Source organism: Bradyrhizobium sp. B120 (assembly GCF_049075665.1).
Classification (GTDB): domain Bacteria; phylum Pseudomonadota; class Alphaproteobacteria; order Rhizobiales; family Xanthobacteraceae; genus Bradyrhizobium.
This window is the reverse complement of record NZ_CP185242.1, coordinates 2,575,881-2,596,399: the sequence shown is the minus strand read 5'-3', so window position 1 is coordinate 2,596,399 and position 20,519 is coordinate 2,575,881. Positions and strand designations below refer to the sequence as shown.

The 20,519-nt window shown below is 65.5% G+C and carries 19 protein-coding genes; 8 read left to right on the top strand and 11 right to left on the bottom strand.

Features of this window, described 5'->3' with window-relative positions; all coding sequences use genetic code 11:
• Positions 1–89: 89 nt before the first annotated feature.
• Positions 90–1,304: a mandelate racemase/muconate lactonizing enzyme family protein gene (locus ACOIX3_RS11935; RefSeq protein ID WP_420970018.1), complete on the top strand. Its 1,215-nt coding sequence runs from the start codon at positions 90–92 to the stop codon at positions 1,302–1,304.
• A gap of 176 nt (positions 1,305–1,480) precedes the next feature.
• Here the strand turns inward: ACOIX3_RS11935 and ACOIX3_RS11930 are convergent, their stop codons facing one another.
• The 3 genes from ACOIX3_RS11930 to ACOIX3_RS11920 form a co-directional block, all read right to left on the bottom strand.
• Positions 1,481–2,713, bottom strand: a complete 1,233-nt coding sequence (locus ACOIX3_RS11930) for an ABC transporter substrate-binding protein (RefSeq protein ID WP_420970017.1) — start codon at positions 2,711–2,713, stop codon at positions 1,481–1,483.
• Between the two features lie 107 nt (positions 2,714–2,820).
• A complete protein-coding gene (locus tag ACOIX3_RS11925; protein ID WP_420970016.1) occupies positions 2,821–4,860 on the bottom strand; it encodes a hydantoinase/oxoprolinase family protein in 2,040 nt (679 codons plus the stop codon).
• Positions 4,861–4,867: 7 nt separating this feature from the next.
• Positions 4,868–6,520: a hydantoinase B/oxoprolinase family protein gene (locus ACOIX3_RS11920; protein WP_420970015.1), complete on the bottom strand. Its 1,653-nt coding sequence runs from the start codon at positions 6,518–6,520 to the stop codon at positions 4,868–4,870.
• Here ACOIX3_RS11920 and ACOIX3_RS11915 point away from each other — a divergent pair.
• The 5 genes from ACOIX3_RS11915 to ACOIX3_RS11895 are packed head-to-tail and all read left to right on the top strand — an operon-like array spanning position 6,510 to position 10,021.
• The gene (locus tag ACOIX3_RS11915; protein ID WP_420970013.1) at positions 6,510–6,779 is read left to right on the top strand and encodes a hypothetical protein; all 270 of its coding nucleotides are present in this window, start codon (positions 6,510–6,512) and stop codon (positions 6,777–6,779) included. The two genes, ACOIX3_RS11920 and ACOIX3_RS11915, sit on opposite strands and share 11 nt — an antisense overlap.
• 47 nt (positions 6,780–6,826) lie before the next feature.
• Entirely contained in the window at positions 6,827–7,279 is a 453-nt protein-coding gene (locus ACOIX3_RS11910) for a DUF305 domain-containing protein (RefSeq protein WP_420971717.1), read from the top strand.
• Positions 7,279–8,736, top strand: coding sequence for a YncE family protein (locus ACOIX3_RS11905; protein WP_420970011.1), 1,458 nt, complete (start codon positions 7,279–7,281; stop codon positions 8,734–8,736). The genes ACOIX3_RS11910 and ACOIX3_RS11905 overlap by 1 nt, the downstream gene beginning before the upstream one ends.
• Positions 8,733–9,260, top strand: coding sequence for an RNA polymerase sigma factor (locus tag ACOIX3_RS11900; RefSeq protein ID WP_420970009.1), 528 nt, complete (start codon positions 8,733–8,735; stop codon positions 9,258–9,260). The genes ACOIX3_RS11905 and ACOIX3_RS11900 overlap by 4 nt, the downstream gene beginning before the upstream one ends.
• Positions 9,257–10,021 carry an anti-sigma factor family protein gene (locus tag ACOIX3_RS11895; protein ID WP_420970007.1) on the top strand — a complete coding sequence of 255 codons (765 nt, stop codon included), beginning with the start codon at positions 9,257–9,259 and terminating at the stop codon, positions 10,019–10,021. The genes ACOIX3_RS11900 and ACOIX3_RS11895 overlap by 4 nt, the downstream gene beginning before the upstream one ends.
• On the opposite strand, the gene ACOIX3_RS11890 is transcribed toward ACOIX3_RS11895, so the two are convergent.
• The 8 genes from ACOIX3_RS11890 to ACOIX3_RS11855 form a co-directional block, all read right to left on the bottom strand.
• On the bottom strand, positions 10,018–11,271 hold the full coding sequence (locus ACOIX3_RS11890) for an MFS transporter (protein ID WP_420970006.1): 1,254 nt from the start codon (positions 11,269–11,271) through the stop codon (positions 10,018–10,020). The genes ACOIX3_RS11895 and ACOIX3_RS11890 overlap by 4 nt on opposite strands.
• 209 nt (positions 11,272–11,480) lie before the next feature.
• Entirely contained in the window at positions 11,481–12,326 is an 846-nt protein-coding gene (locus ACOIX3_RS11885) for a CmcJ/NvfI family oxidoreductase (protein ID WP_420970004.1), read from the bottom strand.
• Positions 12,327–12,716: 390 nt separating this feature from the next.
• Positions 12,717–13,658 (bottom strand): ABC transporter substrate-binding protein, encoded by a 942-nt coding sequence (locus ACOIX3_RS11880; RefSeq protein WP_420970002.1) that lies wholly within the window; start codon positions 13,656–13,658, stop codon positions 12,717–12,719.
• Positions 13,655–14,749, bottom strand: a complete 1,095-nt coding sequence (locus ACOIX3_RS11875) for an LLM class flavin-dependent oxidoreductase (protein WP_420970000.1) — start codon at positions 14,747–14,749, stop codon at positions 13,655–13,657. The genes ACOIX3_RS11880 and ACOIX3_RS11875 overlap by 4 nt, the downstream gene beginning before the upstream one ends.
• Before the next feature lie 32 nt (positions 14,750–14,781).
• Positions 14,782–15,954, bottom strand: coding sequence for an acyl-CoA dehydrogenase family protein (locus ACOIX3_RS11870; protein ID WP_420969998.1), 1,173 nt, complete (start codon positions 15,952–15,954; stop codon positions 14,782–14,784).
• Positions 15,948–16,745, bottom strand: coding sequence for an ABC transporter ATP-binding protein (locus ACOIX3_RS11865; RefSeq protein WP_420969996.1), 798 nt, complete (start codon positions 16,743–16,745; stop codon positions 15,948–15,950). Before ACOIX3_RS11865 ends, ACOIX3_RS11870 begins: the two co-directional genes overlap by 7 nt.
• On the bottom strand, positions 16,739–17,755 hold the full coding sequence (locus ACOIX3_RS11860) for an ABC transporter permease (protein ID WP_420969995.1): 1,017 nt from the start codon (positions 17,753–17,755) through the stop codon (positions 16,739–16,741). The genes ACOIX3_RS11865 and ACOIX3_RS11860 overlap by 7 nt, the downstream gene beginning before the upstream one ends.
• On the bottom strand, positions 17,733–18,830 hold the full coding sequence (locus ACOIX3_RS11855; protein ID WP_420969993.1) for an ABC transporter substrate-binding protein: 1,098 nt from the start codon (positions 18,828–18,830) through the stop codon (positions 17,733–17,735). Before ACOIX3_RS11855 ends, ACOIX3_RS11860 begins: the two co-directional genes overlap by 23 nt.
• 305 nt (positions 18,831–19,135) lie before the next feature.
• Between ACOIX3_RS11855 and ACOIX3_RS11850 the strand changes: the two genes are divergently transcribed.
• Together ACOIX3_RS11850 and ACOIX3_RS11845 are read left to right on the top strand one after the other, a co-directional pair.
• The gene (locus ACOIX3_RS11850; protein ID WP_420969991.1) at positions 19,136–19,282 is read left to right on the top strand and encodes a hypothetical protein; all 147 of its coding nucleotides are present in this window, start codon (positions 19,136–19,138) and stop codon (positions 19,280–19,282) included.
• Between the two features lie 18 nt (positions 19,283–19,300).
• On the top strand, positions 19,301–20,287 hold the full coding sequence (locus ACOIX3_RS11845) for an ABC transporter substrate-binding protein (RefSeq protein ID WP_420969989.1): 987 nt from the start codon (positions 19,301–19,303) through the stop codon (positions 20,285–20,287).
• Positions 20,288–20,519: the final 232 nt, after the last annotated feature.

The following is a 20,519-nucleotide window of genomic DNA, read 5'->3' as shown; positions in this document are numbered from 1 at the left end:
GCGCTGACGGTCTGCCGCCGTGCGGTTGACGCATTGCTCGATCCGCTATTGTGCTCTCTTCAACACCAACAAACGCCGGGCAGGAAACCATGAGCAAATCCACCACCATCAAAAGCGTCGAGACGCTCGCCTGTGATGCCGGCTGGCGGAATTATCATTTCGTCAAGGTGACGACGTCAGACGGGCTGGTCGGCTGGAGCGAATATGACGAGGGCTTTGGTGCGCCCGGCGTGACCGCCGCGATCGAGCGACTGTCGGCGCGGGTGGTCGGCAAGAACGCGTTCGAGCACGAGCGGATCTATGTCGATCTGTTCGCCGCGACGCGCCCCGCCGCCGGCGGCGTGGTGGCGCTGGCGTTAGGTGCCATCGAGAACGCGCTGCTCGACGTCAAGGCCAAGGCGCTCGGCGTGCCCTGCTACGACCTGCTCGGCGGCAAGATCCGCGACCGCGTGCGGGTCTATTGGTCGCATTGCGCGACCTGGCGCATCAATCATCCGGATTGGTACAAGCCGGCCATCACCGATCTCGACGGCGTCAAGGCGATCGGGGCCGAGGTGCGCGAGAAGAAGTTCTCGGCGATGAAGACCAACATCTTCGTCTACACGGATGGCAAGCCGCAGGGCTGGCGCCCCGGCTTCGGCTCGCCGTTCCAGCCCGAGATCAATGTCGATCGCAATGTGCTGCGCAATCTCTGCATGCATCTGGAGGCGATCCGCGACGGCGCGGGGCCGGATGTCGATCTCCTGCTCGACCTCAACTTCAACGCCAAGACCGAGGGGTATCTGAAGATCCTGCGTGCCATCGAGAAGATGGACATGTTCTGGGTCGAGATCGACACCTTCAACCCGCAGGCGCTCGGCTATATCCGCCGCCAGAGCCCGCACCCGATCTCGTCCTGCGAGACGCTTTTGGGCCTGCGCGAGTTCCTGCCCTATTTCACCGAGCAGGCGATGGACGTCGCGATCATCGACACACCGTGGAACGGCGTCTGGCAGTCGATGAAGATCGCCGCGGCCGCCGAGCATTTCGAGGTCAACGTCGCGCCGCATAATTTCTACGGCCATCTCTGCACCATGATGAACGCGCATTTCTGCGCGGCGGTGCCGAACCTGCGCATCATGGAGACCGACATCGATCGGCTGGCCTGGGACCACGAGCTGTTCACCCACGTGCCTGAGTTCGTCGACGGCCATCTCGTGATCCCCGATCGTCCGGGCTGGGGCACCGAGCCGAACGAGGAAGGCCTGCGCGCGCATCCGGCGAAGAATAAGGGCGGGCTGTTGAACTACGGGCTGAAGAAGTAGGTCCCTCCACACCGTCGTCCCGGCGAAAGCCGGGACCCATAACCACAGCTGCGTGGTGTGAGAGGGATTATCGCCCCAGCGGAGCAAAACAAATTCCAGTTGGGGTAATGGGTCCCGGCCCCCGTGCGCAATTGCGCACTAGGCCGGGACGACGCGTAATTCCAACGATCGCGATCTCAATTATCCTCCCGCACCGGCGTGAACGCGCTCTCGATCACGTCGCCGATCGGTTGCCAGGCGTTGCCGTCGAACTGCACCAGCCGCATTTGCTTGATCGGGCGGAAATCCTTCGGCCCGGTGTTGATCACGATGCCGGGCAGCGCGATCGGGCTCTGGTAGTCCTTCAGCGAGGCGGCCTGCCGCATGATGTTCTCGCGCGACAGGTCGTCGCCGCATTGGCGCAGCACCTGCATCAGCGTGTCGGCGGCGGCATAGCCGAACACGGCGTAGATATCGTCCTTGTCGCCGTCGGGATAGTACTTGTCCATGAAGGCGTCCCACGCCTTGATCTGCGGATCGTTCTTCCAGGAGGCGTCGCCGGCGTCTTTCAGGAACGAGGTCGAGATCACGCCGAGCGAATTCTGCAGGCCCGCCGGCCGCAATGCGCTGGCGATCGAGGCCGACGCATTGTCGAGGATGAACACCGGGTGCCAGTCGAGGTCGGCGGCCACGCGGATCGCGCGCGCCGCGATCGCCGGCGCGCCGTCGAACACCAGGATGTCGGCGCCGGAGCCTTTCAGGATTCCGATCTGGTTTTGGATCGCGGTCTCCGACGCGTCGAAGGCGAGATCGGCGACGATCATGCCGGCGGTGTCGCCGAGCCCTTCCTGCAAACCCCGGAAGAGATCGCGGCCGAACTGGTCGTTCTGCCACAGCACCGCGATCTTGCGCGAGGGATAGGCGGCCTGGATGTAGTTGGCGTAGATCCGCCCCTCGGCACGGAAGGTCGGCTGCCAGCCCATGGTCCAGGGAAAGGTTTTCGGATGCGCCCACTCCTCGTCGCCGGAGGCGACGAACAGCTGCGGGATGTTCTTCTCGTTGAGATACTTTCGCACAGCGAGATTGCTCGGCGTGCCGAACGAGCCGAACATCAACAGCACGTCCTGCTTCTCAACGAGATCGCGGGTCTGTTCCATCGCGGCCTTCGGATTGGAGCTGTCATCGACGGAGACGAACTTGACCTTGCGACCGTTGATGCCGCCATGCTCGTTGATCATGTCGAAATAGGCCGCTTCCGCCCGCCCGATGGTCGCGAACGCCGCGAGCGGCCCGGTGTAGGGCATGACGTTGCCGACGCGGATCTCGCTGCCGCCTGCCTCCGGCGTCTGCTGGGCGCGCAACGGCGACGCCGCGAGAACAGCGGCGAGGACAAGGGACATCGAAAGTACGGGTTGTCGTTTTGTTTGCATCAACATCGCCACAAACGCCGGCAGCAGCCGGCGCTCCCTCCCAAGGACGCGACCTTATCGCCCAAGCCAATGCCGGGAAAATGAAATGTTGATGGCGGAGGCGGACCTCAGCGCAATGTTATGTCGAGCCAGCCCAGCGGGTTGACCGCGACACGATCGCCGCTGTCGACCAGAACCGTGGTGGTTTCGGCCTCAATGATCGCGGGACCAGCGAGTGAGTGCCCGGGCTTGAGATCGTCGAGCGCATAGACCGGCACCTCGCGCCAGCCACCGAGCCAGGCCTGCCGCTTGCCGCGCGGTGCGCAGGGTGCGACTGAGGTGGCCTCGCCGACATCGCCGCCACCGCGCGCCACCCTGCCGACCGCGGCGACACGGGCGTTGACGAACACCACCTCCTGCCCGCGCGAGGCATAGGTGTAGAGTTCCTCGTGGCGGCGATGGAAGCGCTCCTCGATCTGCGCCACGAGATCCGCGGCGCCGAGGTCGAGGTCGCCGAGCGGCACGTCGATCTCGAACACCTGCTCGCCATAGCGCATCTCGGCCGAGCGCTCGATCGCGATGTCGCCCTTGAACCAGTCGCGCAAACGGCCGGCCGCCTGCTCCTCCAGTCCGGTGAACAGCGCCCTCACCTCATCGGCTGAGATCCGTCCGGTGCCGTAATGGGTGCGGCTGACCTCGTAGCGCAGATCGCTGGTCAGCATGCCCCAGGCCGACAGCACGGAAGCGACCGTCGGCACGATGATGCGCTTGATCTCGAGCTCGCGCGCGACTTCGGCGGCGTGCATGCCGGCGGCGCCGCCAAAACTGAGCAGCGCGAATTTGCGGGGATCGACGCCGCGGCGCAGCGTCATCAGGCGGATGCCGTCGGCCATCTTCAGATTGATCATCTTGTAGATGCCGGCGGCAGCCTCGATCCGCGACAGCTCGAGCGCCTCGGCGATCCGGTCGACCGCGGCTTCCGACGCCGCGCGATCGAGCGGCCGCGCGCCGCCCATGAAGGCGCTCGCATCGAGATAGCCGAGCACGACATTGGCGTCGGTGACGGTGGCAGCCAGGCCGCCATTGCCGTAGCACGCCGGGCCCGGCACCGAGCCCGCGCTCTCCGGCCCGACCCGCAGCGTGCGGCCGCCGTCGACACCGGCGATCGAGCCACCGCCGGCCGCGATGCTGGCAATGTCGAGGCTGCGCAGCGCGATGCGCTGGCCGGCCAGCATGCCGTCGGCGGACAGCGAGGCCTCGCCGTCAGCAATCAGCGAGATGTCGGTCGAGGTGCCGCCCATGTCGAACGGCACGAGATCGGGAATCCCGAGCATCTCGGCGCAGCGGCGGCTGCCGGAGATGCCGCCGGCCGGGCCCGACAGCACCGTACCCGCGGCGAGCCGCGAGGCCTCCTCCACCGGCGCCATCCCGCCATGCGACAGCACGACGAACAGCGAGCCCTTGAAGCCGGCCTCATGCAGGCTGCGCTCCAGATTGGTGAGATAGCGCCGCACGGTCGGCGCGACATAGGCGTTCACGATGGTGGTCGAGACGCGCTCATATTCCTTGATCTGCGGCAACACGTCGCTCGAGCGCGACACGCTGACATCGGGCAATTCCTTCGCCAGCCGCTCGACCGCGGCGAGTTCATGCGCCGGATTGAGATAGGCGTGCAGGAAACAGACCGCGATTGAGTTTGCGCCGGATCGTTTCACCTCGGCGATGACGTCGCCGAGCGCGGCGGCATCGAGCGCAATCGCGGCGCTGCCGTCGGCCTTCAGCCGCTCGCGCACGCCAAACCGTCGCTCGCGCGGCACCAATGGCTCCGGCGGCGGCGTACGCAGATCGTAGCGATCCGGCTTCAGCCCCTCGCGCATTTCGACGACGTCGCGATGGCCCTCGGTGGTCAGCAGCGCGACCTTGGCGCCCTTGCGTTCCAACAACGCATTGGTCGCAACCGTCGTGCCGTGCACCAGACGATCGGTCGCCGCAAGCATCGCCGCGCGGGTGACGCCGAGGCGGCGGGCAAGCTCTTCAAGTCCCGCCATGACGCCGATCGACTGATCGGCCGGCGTGGACGGTGATTTCGCGAAAACGGTGCGCCCGGTTTGATCCGTCGCAACCAGGTCGGTGTAGGTGCCGCCGACGTCAACCCCAATCGTGTACATCGCTGCCCTATACCGCCTTCGAAACTAGACCTTGCGCGACATCGCGCGCCCGCGCCTCCGCCGATCGCTTCTCCGATGGACCCCAGCCGCCGCCACCGGAGGAGCGGATCTCCAGGCAATCGCCCGGGCGCAACTCGATGCCGACCTCCTTGGTCTTCAGCACGCGCGGCGCGCGGCCTTCCGACAAGAGGCGATAGTGATGCGGCTCGCCGTCCTTGCCACCGAGCATGCCGCAGGGGCCGTGGCGCGCGCCGTCGCCGGCGGTGTTGCCCTTGGCGGGCTTTGCCGTCTCCAGCACCATGTCGAGCGCGACGCCGAGCCCGCCGCGATGCTGGCCGTCGCCGCCGGAATCCGGCCTAAACTCGTGCTGGCGGAAATGCAGCGGAAAGCGCACCTCGGCGACCTCGATGCTGCCGAATTTGAGCCCGCCGACCGAGTGCCACTCGCCGATCGAGGAATAGCCGTCGCCGCCCGGCGACGCGCCGCCGCCCGGCCGCGCCTGGAACATGTGCCAGATGAAATTGCGTCCGTTGCGCGGATCCTCGCCCTGGATCGCGATGCGGAATCTACGGCCCCAGCCGCCCATCACGCGATCCGGACAGGACGCCGACATCGCCTTGATGATCGCTTCAACGATCTCATTCGAAGGATGGCTGGTGCACAGCGTCACGGGACGGCCGGGATCGGCCCACACGATGGTGCCCTGCTTCGCCACCACTTTCAGCGGCCGCAGCGCGCCGGTGTTCTTTGGGATATCGGCGTCGATCAGATAGGCAAAGGCCATCGCCACCGCGGCCTGCATGTTTGCGTGCGACGAGTTGACGAAACTCGTCGACTGCGGATCGGAGCCGGTGAGATCGACCTCGATGTCACTGCCCTTCTTGGTCACCTTGGCCGCGATCTTGATGTCGCTGCGGCCGTGGCCGTCATCGTCGAGCAGGGCTTCGCCATAGAACACGCCGTCCTTCCATGTCGACACCACGGCGCGGGTCTGCTGTTCAGTGGCATCGAGGATCGCCTCGATCGCGGCTTCGACGGTCTCGGCGCCGAACTCGCTGAACAGTTTTGCAACGCGGCGCTCGCCGAGATGCGCGGCACCCAGCATCGCCGCGAGGTCGCCGCGGAATTCCCTGGGGTTGCGGATGTTCAAAGCCAGCAGGTCGAGCAGATCCTCGCGCGGCTTGCCGGCCTCGTAGAGCTTGATCGGCGGAATGCGAAGGCCTTCCTGATAGATCTCGGTCGCGGCCGGATTGTAGGCGCCATGCGTGGCGCCGCCGATGTCGCTCTGATGGGCGCGCACGATGGTCCAGAGCAATCGCTTGCCGCCGTCGAACACCGGCACGAAGGCGGTGAGATCGGGCAGATGGCTGCCGCCCTGATAGGGATCGTTGAGCAGGATGACGTCGCCGGGCGCGACATCCTTGAAGCGTTCCTCGACCGCGAGCGTCGCCCAGGGCAAGGCGCCGACATGCACCGGGATGTGATCGGCCTGCGCGATGAGCCGCCCGCTGGTGTCGCAGATCGCCAGCGAGAAATCGCGGCTGGAATTGAGGATCTGCGAATAGGAGGTGCGAAGCATGGCTTCGCCCATCTCCTTCACGATCGACGACAGGCGGTGCTGGACCACGGAGCGGGTGATTGGATCGATCTTGGCGGACATCTTGGCCTTGTTGGCGCGTGGGATTGCGCAGCGAGGATCGAGGAACCGGCCGAGCGGAACCGGAATTCCCTCTTATAGCCAGTGGCTTGCCGATCGCAAATCGGCCGGTTCGGCCGGAACGGACCATTCGGCCGATCAGCAAGTCGTGATCGACAAGAAGCTATCTGGCGACGGAATAGAACTCACACTGCTGCGTCCCACCCATGCAAGCCACTGGATCGCGGAGGCCCTCCGCGACAACCTTCAGGGTGAAACATGATGATCCTGCGATTCCCCAGACCCGGCTTCGGTGCCGCGGTGTTCGGCATGCGTGTTCTGTTCACCGTCGCAGTTTCCCCGGTGGTGCTCGCCCAAGAAGCCCATCAGCCGGCCCAGACCGCGCAGTCGGCCGAAGAGAGCGCCTTCCTCGCGGAAAACGATGCCGCGATGACCAAGATGATGAATGACATGGCCGCCAAGCCGAGCGGCGATATCGACCGCGACTTCGTCGCGATGATGACGCCGCATCATCAGGGCGCGATCGACATGGCCGTGATCGAGCTCCGCTACGGCAAGAACGAGCGCCTGCGCCGGATCGCACAGGAGATCATCGTCGAGCAACGCCAGGAGATCGACGCCATGAAGCTCGCGCTCGGCGAACAGGTCACGGACACGACACCCGCCCCGACACAACAACCCGGCGCGAGGCCCGCCCCGGCGGCGACCACCCACGATCACATGAACATGCACCACGACATGATGAAGCAGGAGACCAAGTGATGACGAGCCAATTCATGAAGGGCCTGTTGGCGACCAGCATGATCGCGCTGTCGACGTCGGCGTTTGCGGGACAGGCGCCGGGCGCTGTGTCCGCGCCCGACATTCCGATCAGCCATCACGACCGCGTCTACGCCGCCGAGCAGTTCTCGAACACGGTGTCGGTCACCGATCCCGTCGACAACAAGCTGCTCGGCGTGATCCGGCTCGGCGACCCGCAGCCCGGTAATTTCAGCCCGCTCTACAAGGGGCAGGTGCTGGTCCACGGCATGGGCTATTCGCCCGACCACCGCACCCTCGCCATCGTCTCGATCGGCTCGAATTCGGTGACCTTCATCGACACGGCAACGAACGCAGTCAAGCACGTCACCTATGTCGGACGCTCGCCGCACGAGGCGTTCTTCACACCCGACGGCAAGGAAGTGTGGGTCACCGTGCGCGGCGAGAACTACATCTCCGTGATCGACGCGCAGAGCTTCAAGGAAACGATGCGGATCGAGGTGCCGGCGGGACCCGGCATGCAGATATTCTCGCCCGACGGCAAGTACGGCTACATCTGCTCGTCGTTCAATCCGGAGACCGACGTGGTCTCAGTGGCCGACCACCAGATCGTCGCGAAAGTGAAGCAGGAAAGCCCGTTCTGCCCGAACATCGCGGCCACGCCGGACGGCGAGCAGGTGTGGTTCACGCTGAAGGATGTCGGCAGGACGCAGGTCTTCAACGCCAAGCCGCCGTTCAACCCGATCAAGACCATCGACACCGGCCCGATCACCAACCACGTCAATTTCGCGAAGACAGCCAAGGGGACCTTCGCCTATGTGACCATCGGCGGCACCAACCAGGTCAAGGTGTTTCGCACCGACGACTTCTCCCAAATCGCGACCATTCCCGTCGGCAATCTCCCGCATGGCGTCTGGCCGTCCGGCGACGGCACGCGGATCTATGTCGGTCTCGAGAATGCCGATGCGCTGGCCGCGATCGACACCACCACCAACAAGGTGATTGCCAATATCCCGATCGGCCAGGCGCCCCAAGCCATAGCCTACGTGCCGAACGCTGCGCCGAATCCTGACGATCGCCAGAACCTGCAGGCGCTTGGCGCCGCCGGCCAAGTCGCCCACCTCGCGCTCGCGCCGAAGAAGCAGGCCAAGGGTGACAAGCCGCCGACCAGCGTCTCGCTGTTCGATCAGGGGCTGATCCAGGTGCTGCAGGCATCGGTCACCGGGCTCGAACCCAAGCAGCACTATGTGCTAGGATTGGCCGAACGTGCCGACGGGACAGGCTCCGTGGAGCCTTTGGCAGCCTTCATGACCAATCCCGCCGGCTCCGCCATCGTCAACACCACCGGGCCGATCCGGCAGATCGTGCAGAGCGCGGCCAAGGCCGAACGACGCTATCTCGTCATCACGTCAGGCGAGCCGGCCAAACTCGGCGCGGTCATCCAGGTGCAAACGCCATGAACGACATGCTGCGCCTCGTCGAACCGCTGATACCCGCCTTGCGGCGGTATGCGCGGTCCCTGGTCCGCGACCACGCAGCGGCCGACGATTTGGTGCAGGACTGCCTCGAACGCGCCGTCATTCATTGGGAGCAGCGGCGGTCGGACAATCCGCGCCCGTGGCTGTTCGCCATCCTGCACAACCTCGCCATCAACCAGTTTCGCCGCACAACGACGCGCGGCGTCCACGTCGCGATCGACGAAACCAACGAGGATGCATTCGGTCAGGACGCAGAGCAGGAGCACAAGGTGACGTATCGCGACGTCATGGCGAAGCTCGCAAGGCTTCCGCATGACCAGCGTGCGGTCCTGCTGCTCGTCGGCGTCGAGGACCTGTCCTATGCCGACGCCGCGAAGGTGCTCGGCGTGCCCATTGGCACGGTGATGTCGCGCCTGGCGCGCGCCCGTGAGCGGCTCCATCAGGAACTGGAGGGGACTGCCGGCGATCTGAACAACAATGTCGTGCAATTGCGGAACAAGACATGAGCAATAGACCCATTACCGAAGACGATCTGCATGCCTATGTGGATCGCGCGCTGGAGCCGGAGCGCGAGGTGGAAATCATTGCCTATCTGGAAAAGCATCCGGACGTGGCCAAACGCATCGCCGACTACTCCGATGAGCGTAACCTGCTGCGATCGGCATTGCTGCCGATTGCCGAGGAACCGCTGCCGCCGCAGCTCAACCTCGCCCGGATGATCGAGCGCCCGCGCCGCCGCCCCTCGTCGTTCCGCTGGGCGATCGCAGCGATGCTGATGCTCTCGATCGGCGGCCTCGGCGGATGGGCAGTCCGTAGCGCGACGCTGGCACCTGCCGGCGGGATTGCGGCGCTGGCCGAAGAGGCAAGCGATTCCTACAAGGTTTACGCCTCGGACCACACCCGACCGGTCGAGCTGCGCGACAGCGCCGAACTGGTGCAATGGGTCTCGAACCGGCTGCGTCAGCCGGTCAAGCTGCCGGATCTGAGCAAGTCGGGATATCGCTTGATGGGCGGACGGGTGGTGCCGACGCCGCACGGTCCCGCGGCCATGTTCATGTACGACGATGATCACGGCGAGCGGCTTGTGGTCCTCACCCGTCCGATGACGTCGGATCAGAACGCGCCGATGGCCGCGCATTCGGGCGGCGACGTCGCGGGTTTCTCCTGGGCGGACGGCGGCACGGGCTATAGCCTCGTCGGGCCGCGCGGGGTCGATTCCCTGCGGCCGCTTGCCAACGAGATCCGCAAGCAGGCGCAGGCGATCTAGTTACCGGAAGCTTTGGTGTAAATCAGGAACAGCACGACCCCGATCACCAGGGCGCCGGCGATGAAGAGCAGCACCGCGGGCAGGCCGAACAGCGCCGCAACGCCGGCGGTGCTGAATTGCAGCAGCGCTGCGCCGAGGAAAAACGCGAGATTGACCGACGACAGCGCCTTGCCGGTGTTCTGGGCGTCGACCAGCTGCCGCGTCATGCCGTAGATCAGCGGCTGCGCCGAGGTCACAAACCCGATCAGGATCAGCAGCACCAGATCATACTGCACCGGCATCACGGCGGCGCCGAGTAGGTTCGAGACCGGGAAATGCGGCGCGCCGGCGGCCATCAGCACCAGCAGCAGCGCGGCGACGGCATGGGTCGACGCCACCATGGTGCGGCGATGCCCGAACTTGCGATCGATGGCGCCGATACAGGCCGGGCCGATGATCATCGCCAGCGTGAACAGGCCGAGCACATTGCCGGCCTCGATGCGGCTGAGCCCCTTCACGTCCATCAGCCACGGCCCACCCCACAAGCCGCGTAACGTCAGCGACGCGCCGAGCGACACCAGCGACAGCGCGATCAATCCACGCAGGCCGCGCGACAGGCCGAGCCGCAGCACCTCGGCCATCTGCTGCAAGGGCGAGGAATCATCGGCATGCGCCGCCGGCTGCCGCGGCACCAGCGCGAACACCGCGATCAGCACGACAATGCCGAAACCGGCCGAGATCCAGAAGCCGGCGCGCCAGCCGAACTGATCGACCACGAAGGCGAGCGGGCTTGCCGACAGCAGCATGCCGATATTGCCGATCGAGAGAATCAGGCCGGACCAAAGGCCGAACTTCGCCGCCGACATCTGCTTCGCGGCCAGCGTCATCGGGCACATCAGCATGCCCGAGGTGGCGATACCGAGCATCAGTTGTCCGAGCACGAAGCTCGCGGGCCCGGTGGCGAGCGCCGAGACCACCGTACCGACCACGGTACCTCCGAGCAGGCTCAGCGACACCGGCCGCACGCCGAATCGGTCCATCGCGGCGCCAACCGGGATTTGCGAAGCAGCAAAGGAAAAATGATAGATCGAGGTGAGGCTCGCCAGCGCCTGCGGCGAGGTGCCGAAATCTCGCGCCATCAGGTCGAGGCTGATCGCGGGGATCGTGCGCAGCAGCGTCGACAGCATGTGGCCACACGCCAGCGCCAGAAGGGCAAGGACCAGGGCGCGGAACCCGATCCCCGCTGCTTCCTTCGTCACCACGCCGTCCATGAGTAGCCCTTTCCCCGAGCAGTTGGGGGACGGGCGTAACATTATTGGACTGACGGTGCCAAGTTTGCGGGCAGAGCCCTGTCGCGGGCCAAATCTCGTCATCGCCGGGCTTGTCCCGGCGATCTACGTCTTCTTCGAGGAGCCCCAAAGTCGTGGATGCCCGGGACAAGCCCGGGCATGACGAATTCGTGGAAGAGTCGTCGTGACTGCTACTGCTTGTGAAACACCAGCGTGCGCAGCTCGATGCTCTCGCGCGGCGCGGCATCCGCAGGCGTGGTCGGATCGACGAAGGCGGTATGCGGTCCAAACCGCGTGCGGCCGTCGGTCGCCGAGTCGTAGCATTTCAGCAGGATCGCCTCGTCCGGCGTCATCTCGGGAATGTAGAACCAGCGATGGTTCGGATTGTACTTCACCGAATAGGTCTCGCCGCTGCGGTTCGGGTAGATCAGGTCGGAAGCGATCAGATCCTCAGGGGCAATCGTGGTGCCGTCGGCCATCGCAAGCGGCGAATCGCGCAAGGGGCCGCGGATCGGGCGCCACAGATTGATCACCTGGACGCGGCCCTTGACGAGTTGCTCGGCCTCGCCGGGCAAATGCTCGAACACCCTGTTGTGGCCGGAGATGGCGGTCTGGTCGACATGGACGCGGGTCGCGGGCTGGCGCGGGCCGCCGCCGCGGATGTCAGCCGCACCTTCGACGCGCTTGCGCACGGTGTGGTCGAAGATGAAAACGCGATCCGCCTTCAGCGTCGCCTTGAGGAAGGCTTCGACGGCCGGGTAGTAAACATTGCGGACTTCGTTGTCGTCGTAATAGTCCTTCACGACGGTCGGATGCTTGACCAGCGCAAAGCCCTCGCGGTCGAGCGAGAAGCTGTCGGCGATCAGGCGCCCGTCAAAGATCGGGACATTGTGAGCTTCGGGCAGTGCGGTGGATTTGGGTTCGCCGGGCGGCGGATCGAAAGCGTAAGTCCGGGGCTTGCCCGGCGTCGGCGCGAGATAATTCAGTTCAGCGGTCACAAACGGCAGCGACTCGATGCGAGTTTCTTGAAGGCCCACGGTGATCTCCCGGACTCGATTGTTCGTGTCTTTGATCTTGGCAGCGACGGGAGGGTCGGCAAGGCCGCGGCGAAAATAGCAACGTTGCGGTTCTGGAATGCGCGGAACGGGGAAAATCCTTGCCGCGCGGTAGCCTGCGGACGAATGGATGTTTTCGAGATCACGGGTTCGTTAGCGGTGCAATCGTGCGATGCTTGCAGCGGTCGCCTCTTCAGAAGTTGCGTAAGCCCTCCACGCCCGTCGTCCTGGCGAAAGCCAGGACCCATTACCACCGAATTTGACGGTGAGCGGGATCGTGGCCCCAGCGTCGTACAACGACTAGCATCCGGGGTAATGGGTCCTGGCTTTCGCCAGGACGACGCTGAATGTTTGGCGTCGCTTGCAAATTGACTACAGCCCCGCGCCCTTCTCGACGGCTCCGCCAAACGACCGGTCGACGATGTCGGCGGCGTTGATCTTCTGCCGGATCAGGCCCCAGCGGTCGTAGAGATCGATGGTCTTCTGCTCGTCGGCCACCACGCTGTCGTCGATCGGCGCGATCCGGATCTTGGCCCGCGTCAGCCAGTTCAGCGGCACCGCAGGCGGGATGTTCATCAGCCTGCCCCAGGTCGCAGCATAGCCTTCGACATTGTTCTGCGACCATGCGCGCGCGGCCGCGAGGCGACGCACGAAATCCTCGAGCTCGGCGCGCTTGTCCTTGATCGCGTCCGGTGTCGCGACCTGGAAGCCGAGGCCGGGCGTGATGCCGTCGGCGGTGATGACGCGGCGCGACTTGAACAGCACCTCTTCCTGGCTGACATAGGGCTCCCAGGTCGACCAGGCGTCGACCGAACCCTGCGTGTAGGCGACCTTGGCATCCGACGGCGCGAGGAAGACGATCTGCACGTCGCTCGCCTGCCAGCCCTTGGATTCCAGCGCGGCCAGGATCAGCTGATGGCCGATCGAGCCGCGGCCGGTTGCGATCTTCTTGCCGCGCAGATCGTCAAAACTCTTGATCGGGGAATTCTCCGGCACCACGACCGCGAGCCCGTCGCGCGACTGCCGCACGGCCGCAATCGCCTTGACCGGGATTTTGGCCGCCGCCGCGAACGTGAACGGCGCGTCACCGACCAGGCCGGTGTCGATCGCGCCCGCCCCAAGCGCCTCCAGCAGCGGCGCCGCCGCGGCGAACTCCTTCCATTCGATCTTGTAGCGAACGTCCTTGAGCACGCCGGCCGCTTCCATCACGGCCTGCGAATTGCCCTTCTGGTCGCCGACGCGCAGCGTGGTCTGCGCGAAGGCCGCGTCGATGGCGGCGAGCGCGAGCGCCGCCGCAACAATGAGGCGGATCATTCGGCGGCAATCCCCCGCTGCTGGTCGCGCGCTTCGATCAGCTTGCGGGTCAGCGGGATCAGCTCGCGGCCATAGTCGATGGCATCGACCAGCGGATCGAAGCCGCGGATCAGGAAATGGCTGACGCCGAGATCGTAGTAATCGGCGAACACCTCGGCGACCTGCTCGGGTGTGCCGACCAGCGCGGTGGTGTTGCTGTTGGCGCCGGTGAGCTTTGCGATCTCGGTCCACAGCCGCTTGTCGATGCGCATGCCCTGATCGGCCAGCGCCAACAGCCGCTTGGCGCCGTCGGTCGCGTGGTTGGGCCGGCGGTAGCCGGTCTGGTCCTGCAGCGCGGTGGCGCGCGCCAGGATGTGCTCCGCCTTCGCCCAGGCCTTCTCCTCGGTGTCGGCCAGGATCGGCCGTACCGACAGGCTGAAGCGCGGCGTCGGCCGGCCGTGCTTGGCCGCGGCCGCGCGCACCCGCGCGGTGACGTCGCGCACCTGCGCATAGGATTCACCCCACAGCGCGAAGGTATCGGCGTGCTTGCCCGCGACCTCGACCGCGGCATCCGAGCCGCCGCCGACGAAGGTGTAGATGCCGCCCTTCTGCAACGGCTTCACCTGCGAGAAGCCGTTCTCGACGTTGTAATACTTGCCGCTGTAGTTGAACGGCTTGTCGCTGGTCCATTCCAGCCGCACCACGTCGAGGAATTCGCTGGTGCGGGCGTAGCGCTCGTCCTTGTCGTCGAGCGTGTTGCCGTCCTGGCGCAGCTCGATGGCGTTGCCGCCGGTGATGACATGGAGCGAGACGCGGCCGCCATAGAACTGATCCAGCGTCGCAAGCTGCCGCGCCAGCAGCGTCGGCGCGGTGAAGCCCGGGCGCTGCGCGATCATCACCTTGAGCTGCTTGGTGATGGTCAGGACATGCTGCGCGACCTGCAGCGCGTCCGGCGTCGTCGAGTGGAATGCCAGCAGCGCGCGATCGAAGCCGGCGAGCTCATGGGCCTTGGCGACGGTCTCGATATAGGGCGGATCGAGCACCGGGCCGGAGCGGACGATGGTCTCGGAGGCATTGTTGTTGGTGATGAAGCCGATGAACTCGACCGGCATGACTGACAACTCCGTTGTTGTTGGCTGTTGTTTCAGACGCCCAGCGCGGAGCGTCCGGCGGAGACACGGGTGGCATCGTCTTGCGGGGTATGGACGCGGCCGCACAGCACGTCGCGGTAATGCCGCTCCAGCGGATTGGTTCGCGACAGGCCGTGATTGCTGGTCAGCGACAAGGCATCCTCCACCACTGCTGCGGCGTTATTGGTCACGGTCAGCTTGATGATGTTAGACTCGATCGCGGACAGCGGGAAGCCGTTATCGAAATCGGCGGCAAAGCTGTCGATCAGGCGGGCATTGACGGCAAGCCGGGCCTCGATGCCGCCGACGACCTCCTGCATGCGCGGCAGCGTCGCCAGCGGCGCGCCGAGATTGGCGGGCACCCGCTCCTTCAGGAATTTGACCAGCCAGTCGCGGGCCGCGCGGGCGATGCCGTCATAGATCGCGGCGACGAAGATTGCGTGCACGGTCGCCTGGGTGACGTCAGGAACCTTCCAGTCGTCGGGCCGGCGAACGTCGATCTCAGAGTCCAGCGGAAACACGACGTCGTCGAAGATCACGGTGTGGCTGCCGCTGGCGCGCAGGCCGAGATGATCCCAGGTTTCCTCGATCCGCGTTCCCGGCAACCCGGCCGGAACCAGAAACAAACCGACACGGGCGTCCTGCTCGTCGGTCTTCGCCCACACCGAATACCATTTCAGGATCGGCGCACCGGTCGAATAGATCTTGCGGCCGGTCATCCGCCAGCCGGTTGCGGTGCGGCGCGCCGTGGTCGCCGGCAGACCGCCGCGCGCGGGCGAGCCGAGTTCGGGCTCGACGCGCAATGCGTTGATCAGCGCCACGCCCTCGACCGTTTCTTTTGCGAGCTTGCGCGACAGACGTGCCGGCCAGCGCGTGCTGCGCGCCATCACCAGGTGCTGGATGTAATGCATCGACAGCACCAGCGCGGTCGACGGATCGGCCTTGCCGATGATGCCGAGCACGCGCGTGGCATCGCGCGCGCCCGCCCCGCCCCCGCCGAGCGCCACGGGCACGGTCAGCGCCAGCAGCCCTTCGCGCGACAGGTCAGCGAAATTCTCGAACGGAAAGCTGGCATCGCGATCGTGCGCGGGCGCGCGCGCGGCAAACACCTCGGCGAGCCGCAATGCGCGCGCGATGTGCTCCGGCTGGTTCGCCGACGGCAGCTCCCTCGCCGCGGTCGTCACCATGTCGCCTCCAGTCCGAGCAGCCCGAGGATCTGCTTGCGCAGCTCGGCCAGATAGGGATCGCCGCGATGCCGCGGGTATGGCCGCCCGACCGCGATATCGGCCTTGATCCGCGCGGGACGATCGGAGAGCACGATGACGCGGTTGGCCAGCACCAGCGCTTCCTCAACGTCGTGGGTGACGAGCAGCGTGGTGAAACCCTTGCGCTGCCACAGCGCCACGAGCTCGGCCTGCATCGCGATCCGCGTCAGCGAATCGAGCTTGCCGAGCGGCTCGTCGAGCACCAGGATCTTCGGATCGTTGACCAGCGCGCGCGCCAGCGCCACGCGCTGCGCCATGCCGCCGGAGAGCTGGTGCGGATAGGCGTTGCGGAACGAGGACAAGCCGACCAGCTCGATCACGGCATCGACCCGGTGCCGCTGCGCCTTCAGGATGCCCTGCGCTTCCAGCCCGAGCGCGACATTGTCCCAGACCGAGCGCCACGGAAACAGCGTCGGATCCTGGAACACGACGACACGCGACGGATGCGGGCCACCGATGCGGACTTCATCCTCGCGCAGCGAACCGCTGCGCGGCTTCTCCAGCCCAGCCACCAGCCGCAGCAAGGTCGACTTGCCGCAGCCGGACGGGCCGAGCAGCGCGACGAATTCGCCGGGCGCGATCGAAAGGCTGACACTGTCGAGCACCGGTAGCACCGCGCCGTCGATATCGAAGGCGTGGCTGACGCCTTCGATATCGAGCTCGGCGCCGACGGCGGGATAGGTGATTGCCTCGGCTGTGGACTGCACTACCATTTTACGACACCCTTCTGCCAGACCAGCAGGCGGTCACGGGTCTTGAACAGCAGCGTGATCGCGCCGGAGCAGAGCAGCGACATCACGATCAGCGCCGCATACATGTTGGCATAGGCCGCCCAGCCCTGCGCCCATTGCAAATACCAGCCGAGCCCGGCCTTGACGCCGATCATCTCGGCAACCACGAGCACCGCAAAGGACGAGCCGAGCCCCATGAACAGGCCGACGAACACGTGCGGCAGCGCGGCGGGGATCGCGACCTTGAGTACCAGGAACGACGGCTTGGCGCCGAGCGTGCGCGCGACGTCGTAATAAGCGCTGCTGACGCTCGCCACGCCCGACCAGGTCAGCACCGTCACCGGAAATCCGGTGGCAAGCGCGATCAGGAAGGTCGAGGCGCTCCAGCTCGACGGGAAGGTGAAGAACGCGATCGGCAGCCAGGCCGTGGCGGGCAGCGGGCCGATGAAGCGCAGCACCGGATGCACCCAGTAGCCGATCTTCTGCGACCAGCCGATCGAGACGCCGGTGATGAAGCCGACCGTCGCGCCGATGATGTAGCCGCCGAGCTGCAGCTTGATCGAGGCGAACACGCTGTCGAGCAGTTTTGGCAGATCGTCGGTATAGACCTCCAGGATCGACTGCGGCGGCGGAAAGAACGGCAGCGGCAGCCAGGCGAACTTCGCGGTGGCGACCTCCCACAGCGTCACGAACGCGCCGAAGGCCACCAGCCATGGCGCGCGCTTGCGCAACGCCTGCCCGGCGCTACCGAGATAATCGGCGCTGAACGTACCGAACAGGATGAAGGCGGCGATGACGATTGCACCGATGCCGAGCGATTCCGTCCGCGACCAATCGCCGACATCGGGCCAATAGAGGCATGACAGCCCGAACGCGAGCCAGGCAAGGGTTGCCGCGAGGCCAACACCATAGCTGCCCGAGAGGTTCGAGAACGTAACCGCGGCGCGCGGCGCGGCCGCGGCCGTCGTGTCAGACACTGAATACGTCGACATAGATCCGCTCCGCGAATTTGGCCGTGTCGGTGCTCTGCTTGAACACCTGCACCGATTTCAGGTCGTCGGCGTAGCCCTTCAGCTCGCGCTTGAGCACCTCACCGGTCGGGTGATGGTGGTGGGTGTGGTAGCGCGCCATCGCCTCGAGATCGGCGAGGCTCGCCGCCTTCGGCGCATAGGGTTGGAACGATTTTGCCGCCTTGTCCGGATTCTGCGAGGTGAACATCGCGGCATCGAGCAGCGCTTGGGTAATGGCGCGAGCCACATGCGGCTCTTCCCGCACCAGGCTGCCGCGCAGGCCGACGATGCAGCAGCTCTTGTCGCGGTATTCGCCGTCGAGATTGGAGGCGACCTCCTTGTACTGCGTGTCCTTCAGCCAGAGATAGGCCAGCGGATCCGACGACAGGAAGGCCTGCACCTCGCCCTTCTCGACCGCGACGTTCAACAGATTGCCGGGATAGGCGCGCCAGTCGACGTCCCTCACCGGGTCGATGCCGAGCTTGGAGAGCTGGATCGAGAAGAAATTCTTGTCGGGACCTGCGAGATCGCCGACCGCGACGATCTTGCCCTTGAGATCGGCGAGTTTGCCGACGCCGGAATTGGTGCGGGTCAGGACGCGCATGCAGCCGCCATGGGTGCCGGCGGCGATCTTGACGTCGAACCCCTGCTCCAGCGGCTTCAGCCAGCGCAGCGCCATGCCGAGCCCGGCGTCGCTCTTGCCGGTGGCGATCGCCTCCAGCAGCTGGTCGGTCGAGCCGGAATAGTTGACGAGCTCGACGTCGAGATTCTGCTTCTGGAAGAAGCCATGGTCGATCGCGACCGGCAGCGGCGCGAGGCAGACCGCGCCGGCGTTCCAGGACAATTTCAGCTTGCGCGGCGCGCCTGCCAGCGGCGGCGCATCGGAGGCAGCCTTGCAGATCGGGAATTCGGAGAAGTCGATCGCCGATGCGACCGGGCGCGGCGCGAAGGCCTGCGCGCTATAGGCGCCGATCGGCGCGGCAAACGCTGCGGCGGCCCCCGCGCGCAGCAAGGTGCGGCGATCCATCACCGTCTTCTTGTTATCTGTCGACATCATCACTCCTGCATTTCGGCAAGGCTCCGCCCCGCGCGCAAACGTCTCCGTCCGCGCGCCCCGTCGTTCGAAGCTCATGGTTTAGAAGAGGCGGATTTCTCCGGCGCTATTGCCCTCAAAGCAACGCGCAAATGATGCGGCGCGACAAGTTCACCGTCAATGAAATGGAATTTCGAATGTAGTCGGCGCGGCAGCTGAACTCTCCACGATCGCAGCGCGCGACGATGGAAGGATTTTCGCTGCTGTCGCGGCGCAGACGTGCAACAGAACGGCATCGATTGCACCAAATTTGAGCGAAACATCGCCGCTTGCGCGATGTCTTCTACGCACAAGGGCTCGGCGAGATCATCCTTGCTGCGCACGGGCTGATTTCAGTTTTCCGTTTCGTTGACGGCGAGCTGCTTGCTCATAGACTTGGTCAAACGCTGCCGCGCTTCCCGACGAGCAGCGAATGAATCAGAAAGAAAATGCATATGCGCAAACTGACCCGCCCGGGTTCTCCCTATAGTTTCACACGTCGCACCGCGGCCGCGCTGATCACAGCCGTGATCACGCTGTCGACATCGGCCGCGGCTTTCGCGGCCGATGCGATCGTGCTGCGGGTCGGCGACCAGAAGGGCGGCAACCGCTCGCTGCTCGAGATCTCCGGCTTTGCCAAGGATCTGCCCTACAAGATCGAATGGTCGGAATTCCCGGCCGCAGCCCCGATCCTGGAGGCGATCAATGCCGGCGCGCTCGACGTCGGCTACACCGGCGAGCTTGCCTTCCTCACGGTCTATGCGTCCGGCGCGCCGATCAAGGCGATCGGCGGCACGCGCGCCGATCCGAAGACTCAGGCGATCCTGGTGCGCGGGGATTCGCCGATCAAGACGGCGGCCGATCTGAAGGGCAAGCGCCTCGCCGGCACGCGGGGCGGCTGGGGCCAATTCCTGATCGACGCGACGCTGGAAAAAGCCGGCAACCGGATCGAAGACGCAACCTTCGCCCCGCTCGGCCCGGTCGACGCCAAGATCGCGCTTGTTGCCGGTTCAATCGACGGTTGGGCGGTTTGGGAGCCCTACGTCTCCTTTGCAACCCTGAAGGACAATGCGCGCGTCGTCGCCGATGGCGAGGGCTTGACGCCGACCATCACCTTCATCGTCGCCTCCGACAACGCGATCGCGACCAAGCGCGCGGCGGTGCAGGATTTGGTGCAGCGGTTGAACAAGGCGCGGTTGTGGTCGCTCGACCATCTTGCCGAATACGCGAAGAGCACGGCCGAACTCACAAAACTGCCGGAAGACGTGCTGCTCGCCGCCTACACCGCGCAGAAGACCAGCCCGATCGCGATCGACGAGGCCGTGGTGAAGGAAGTGCAGGCCGCCTCCGACCGCGCCACGCGCTACGGCATCCTCGGCAGGACGCTGGATGTCGGCAAGGCCGTCGACCGCAGTTTCACGGCAAGCGCGAGCTTGAACTAGCGATCCTCACCTCCCCTTGAAAAGGGGAGGTCGGTTTGCGCAGCAAACCGGGTGGGGATCCTACCTCCACAGACGCCGGCGTCCGTGGAGAGCAACCCCACCCCGCCCTCCCCCTTTCAGGGGGGGAGACAAGCGACGTGCTCACCTCACGGGATGCGTGTCGCCCCCACAATGGAGGTATCCGATGTCCGGCCCGCTCCATCTCGCGATAATCGTCACAGCACACCTGCTC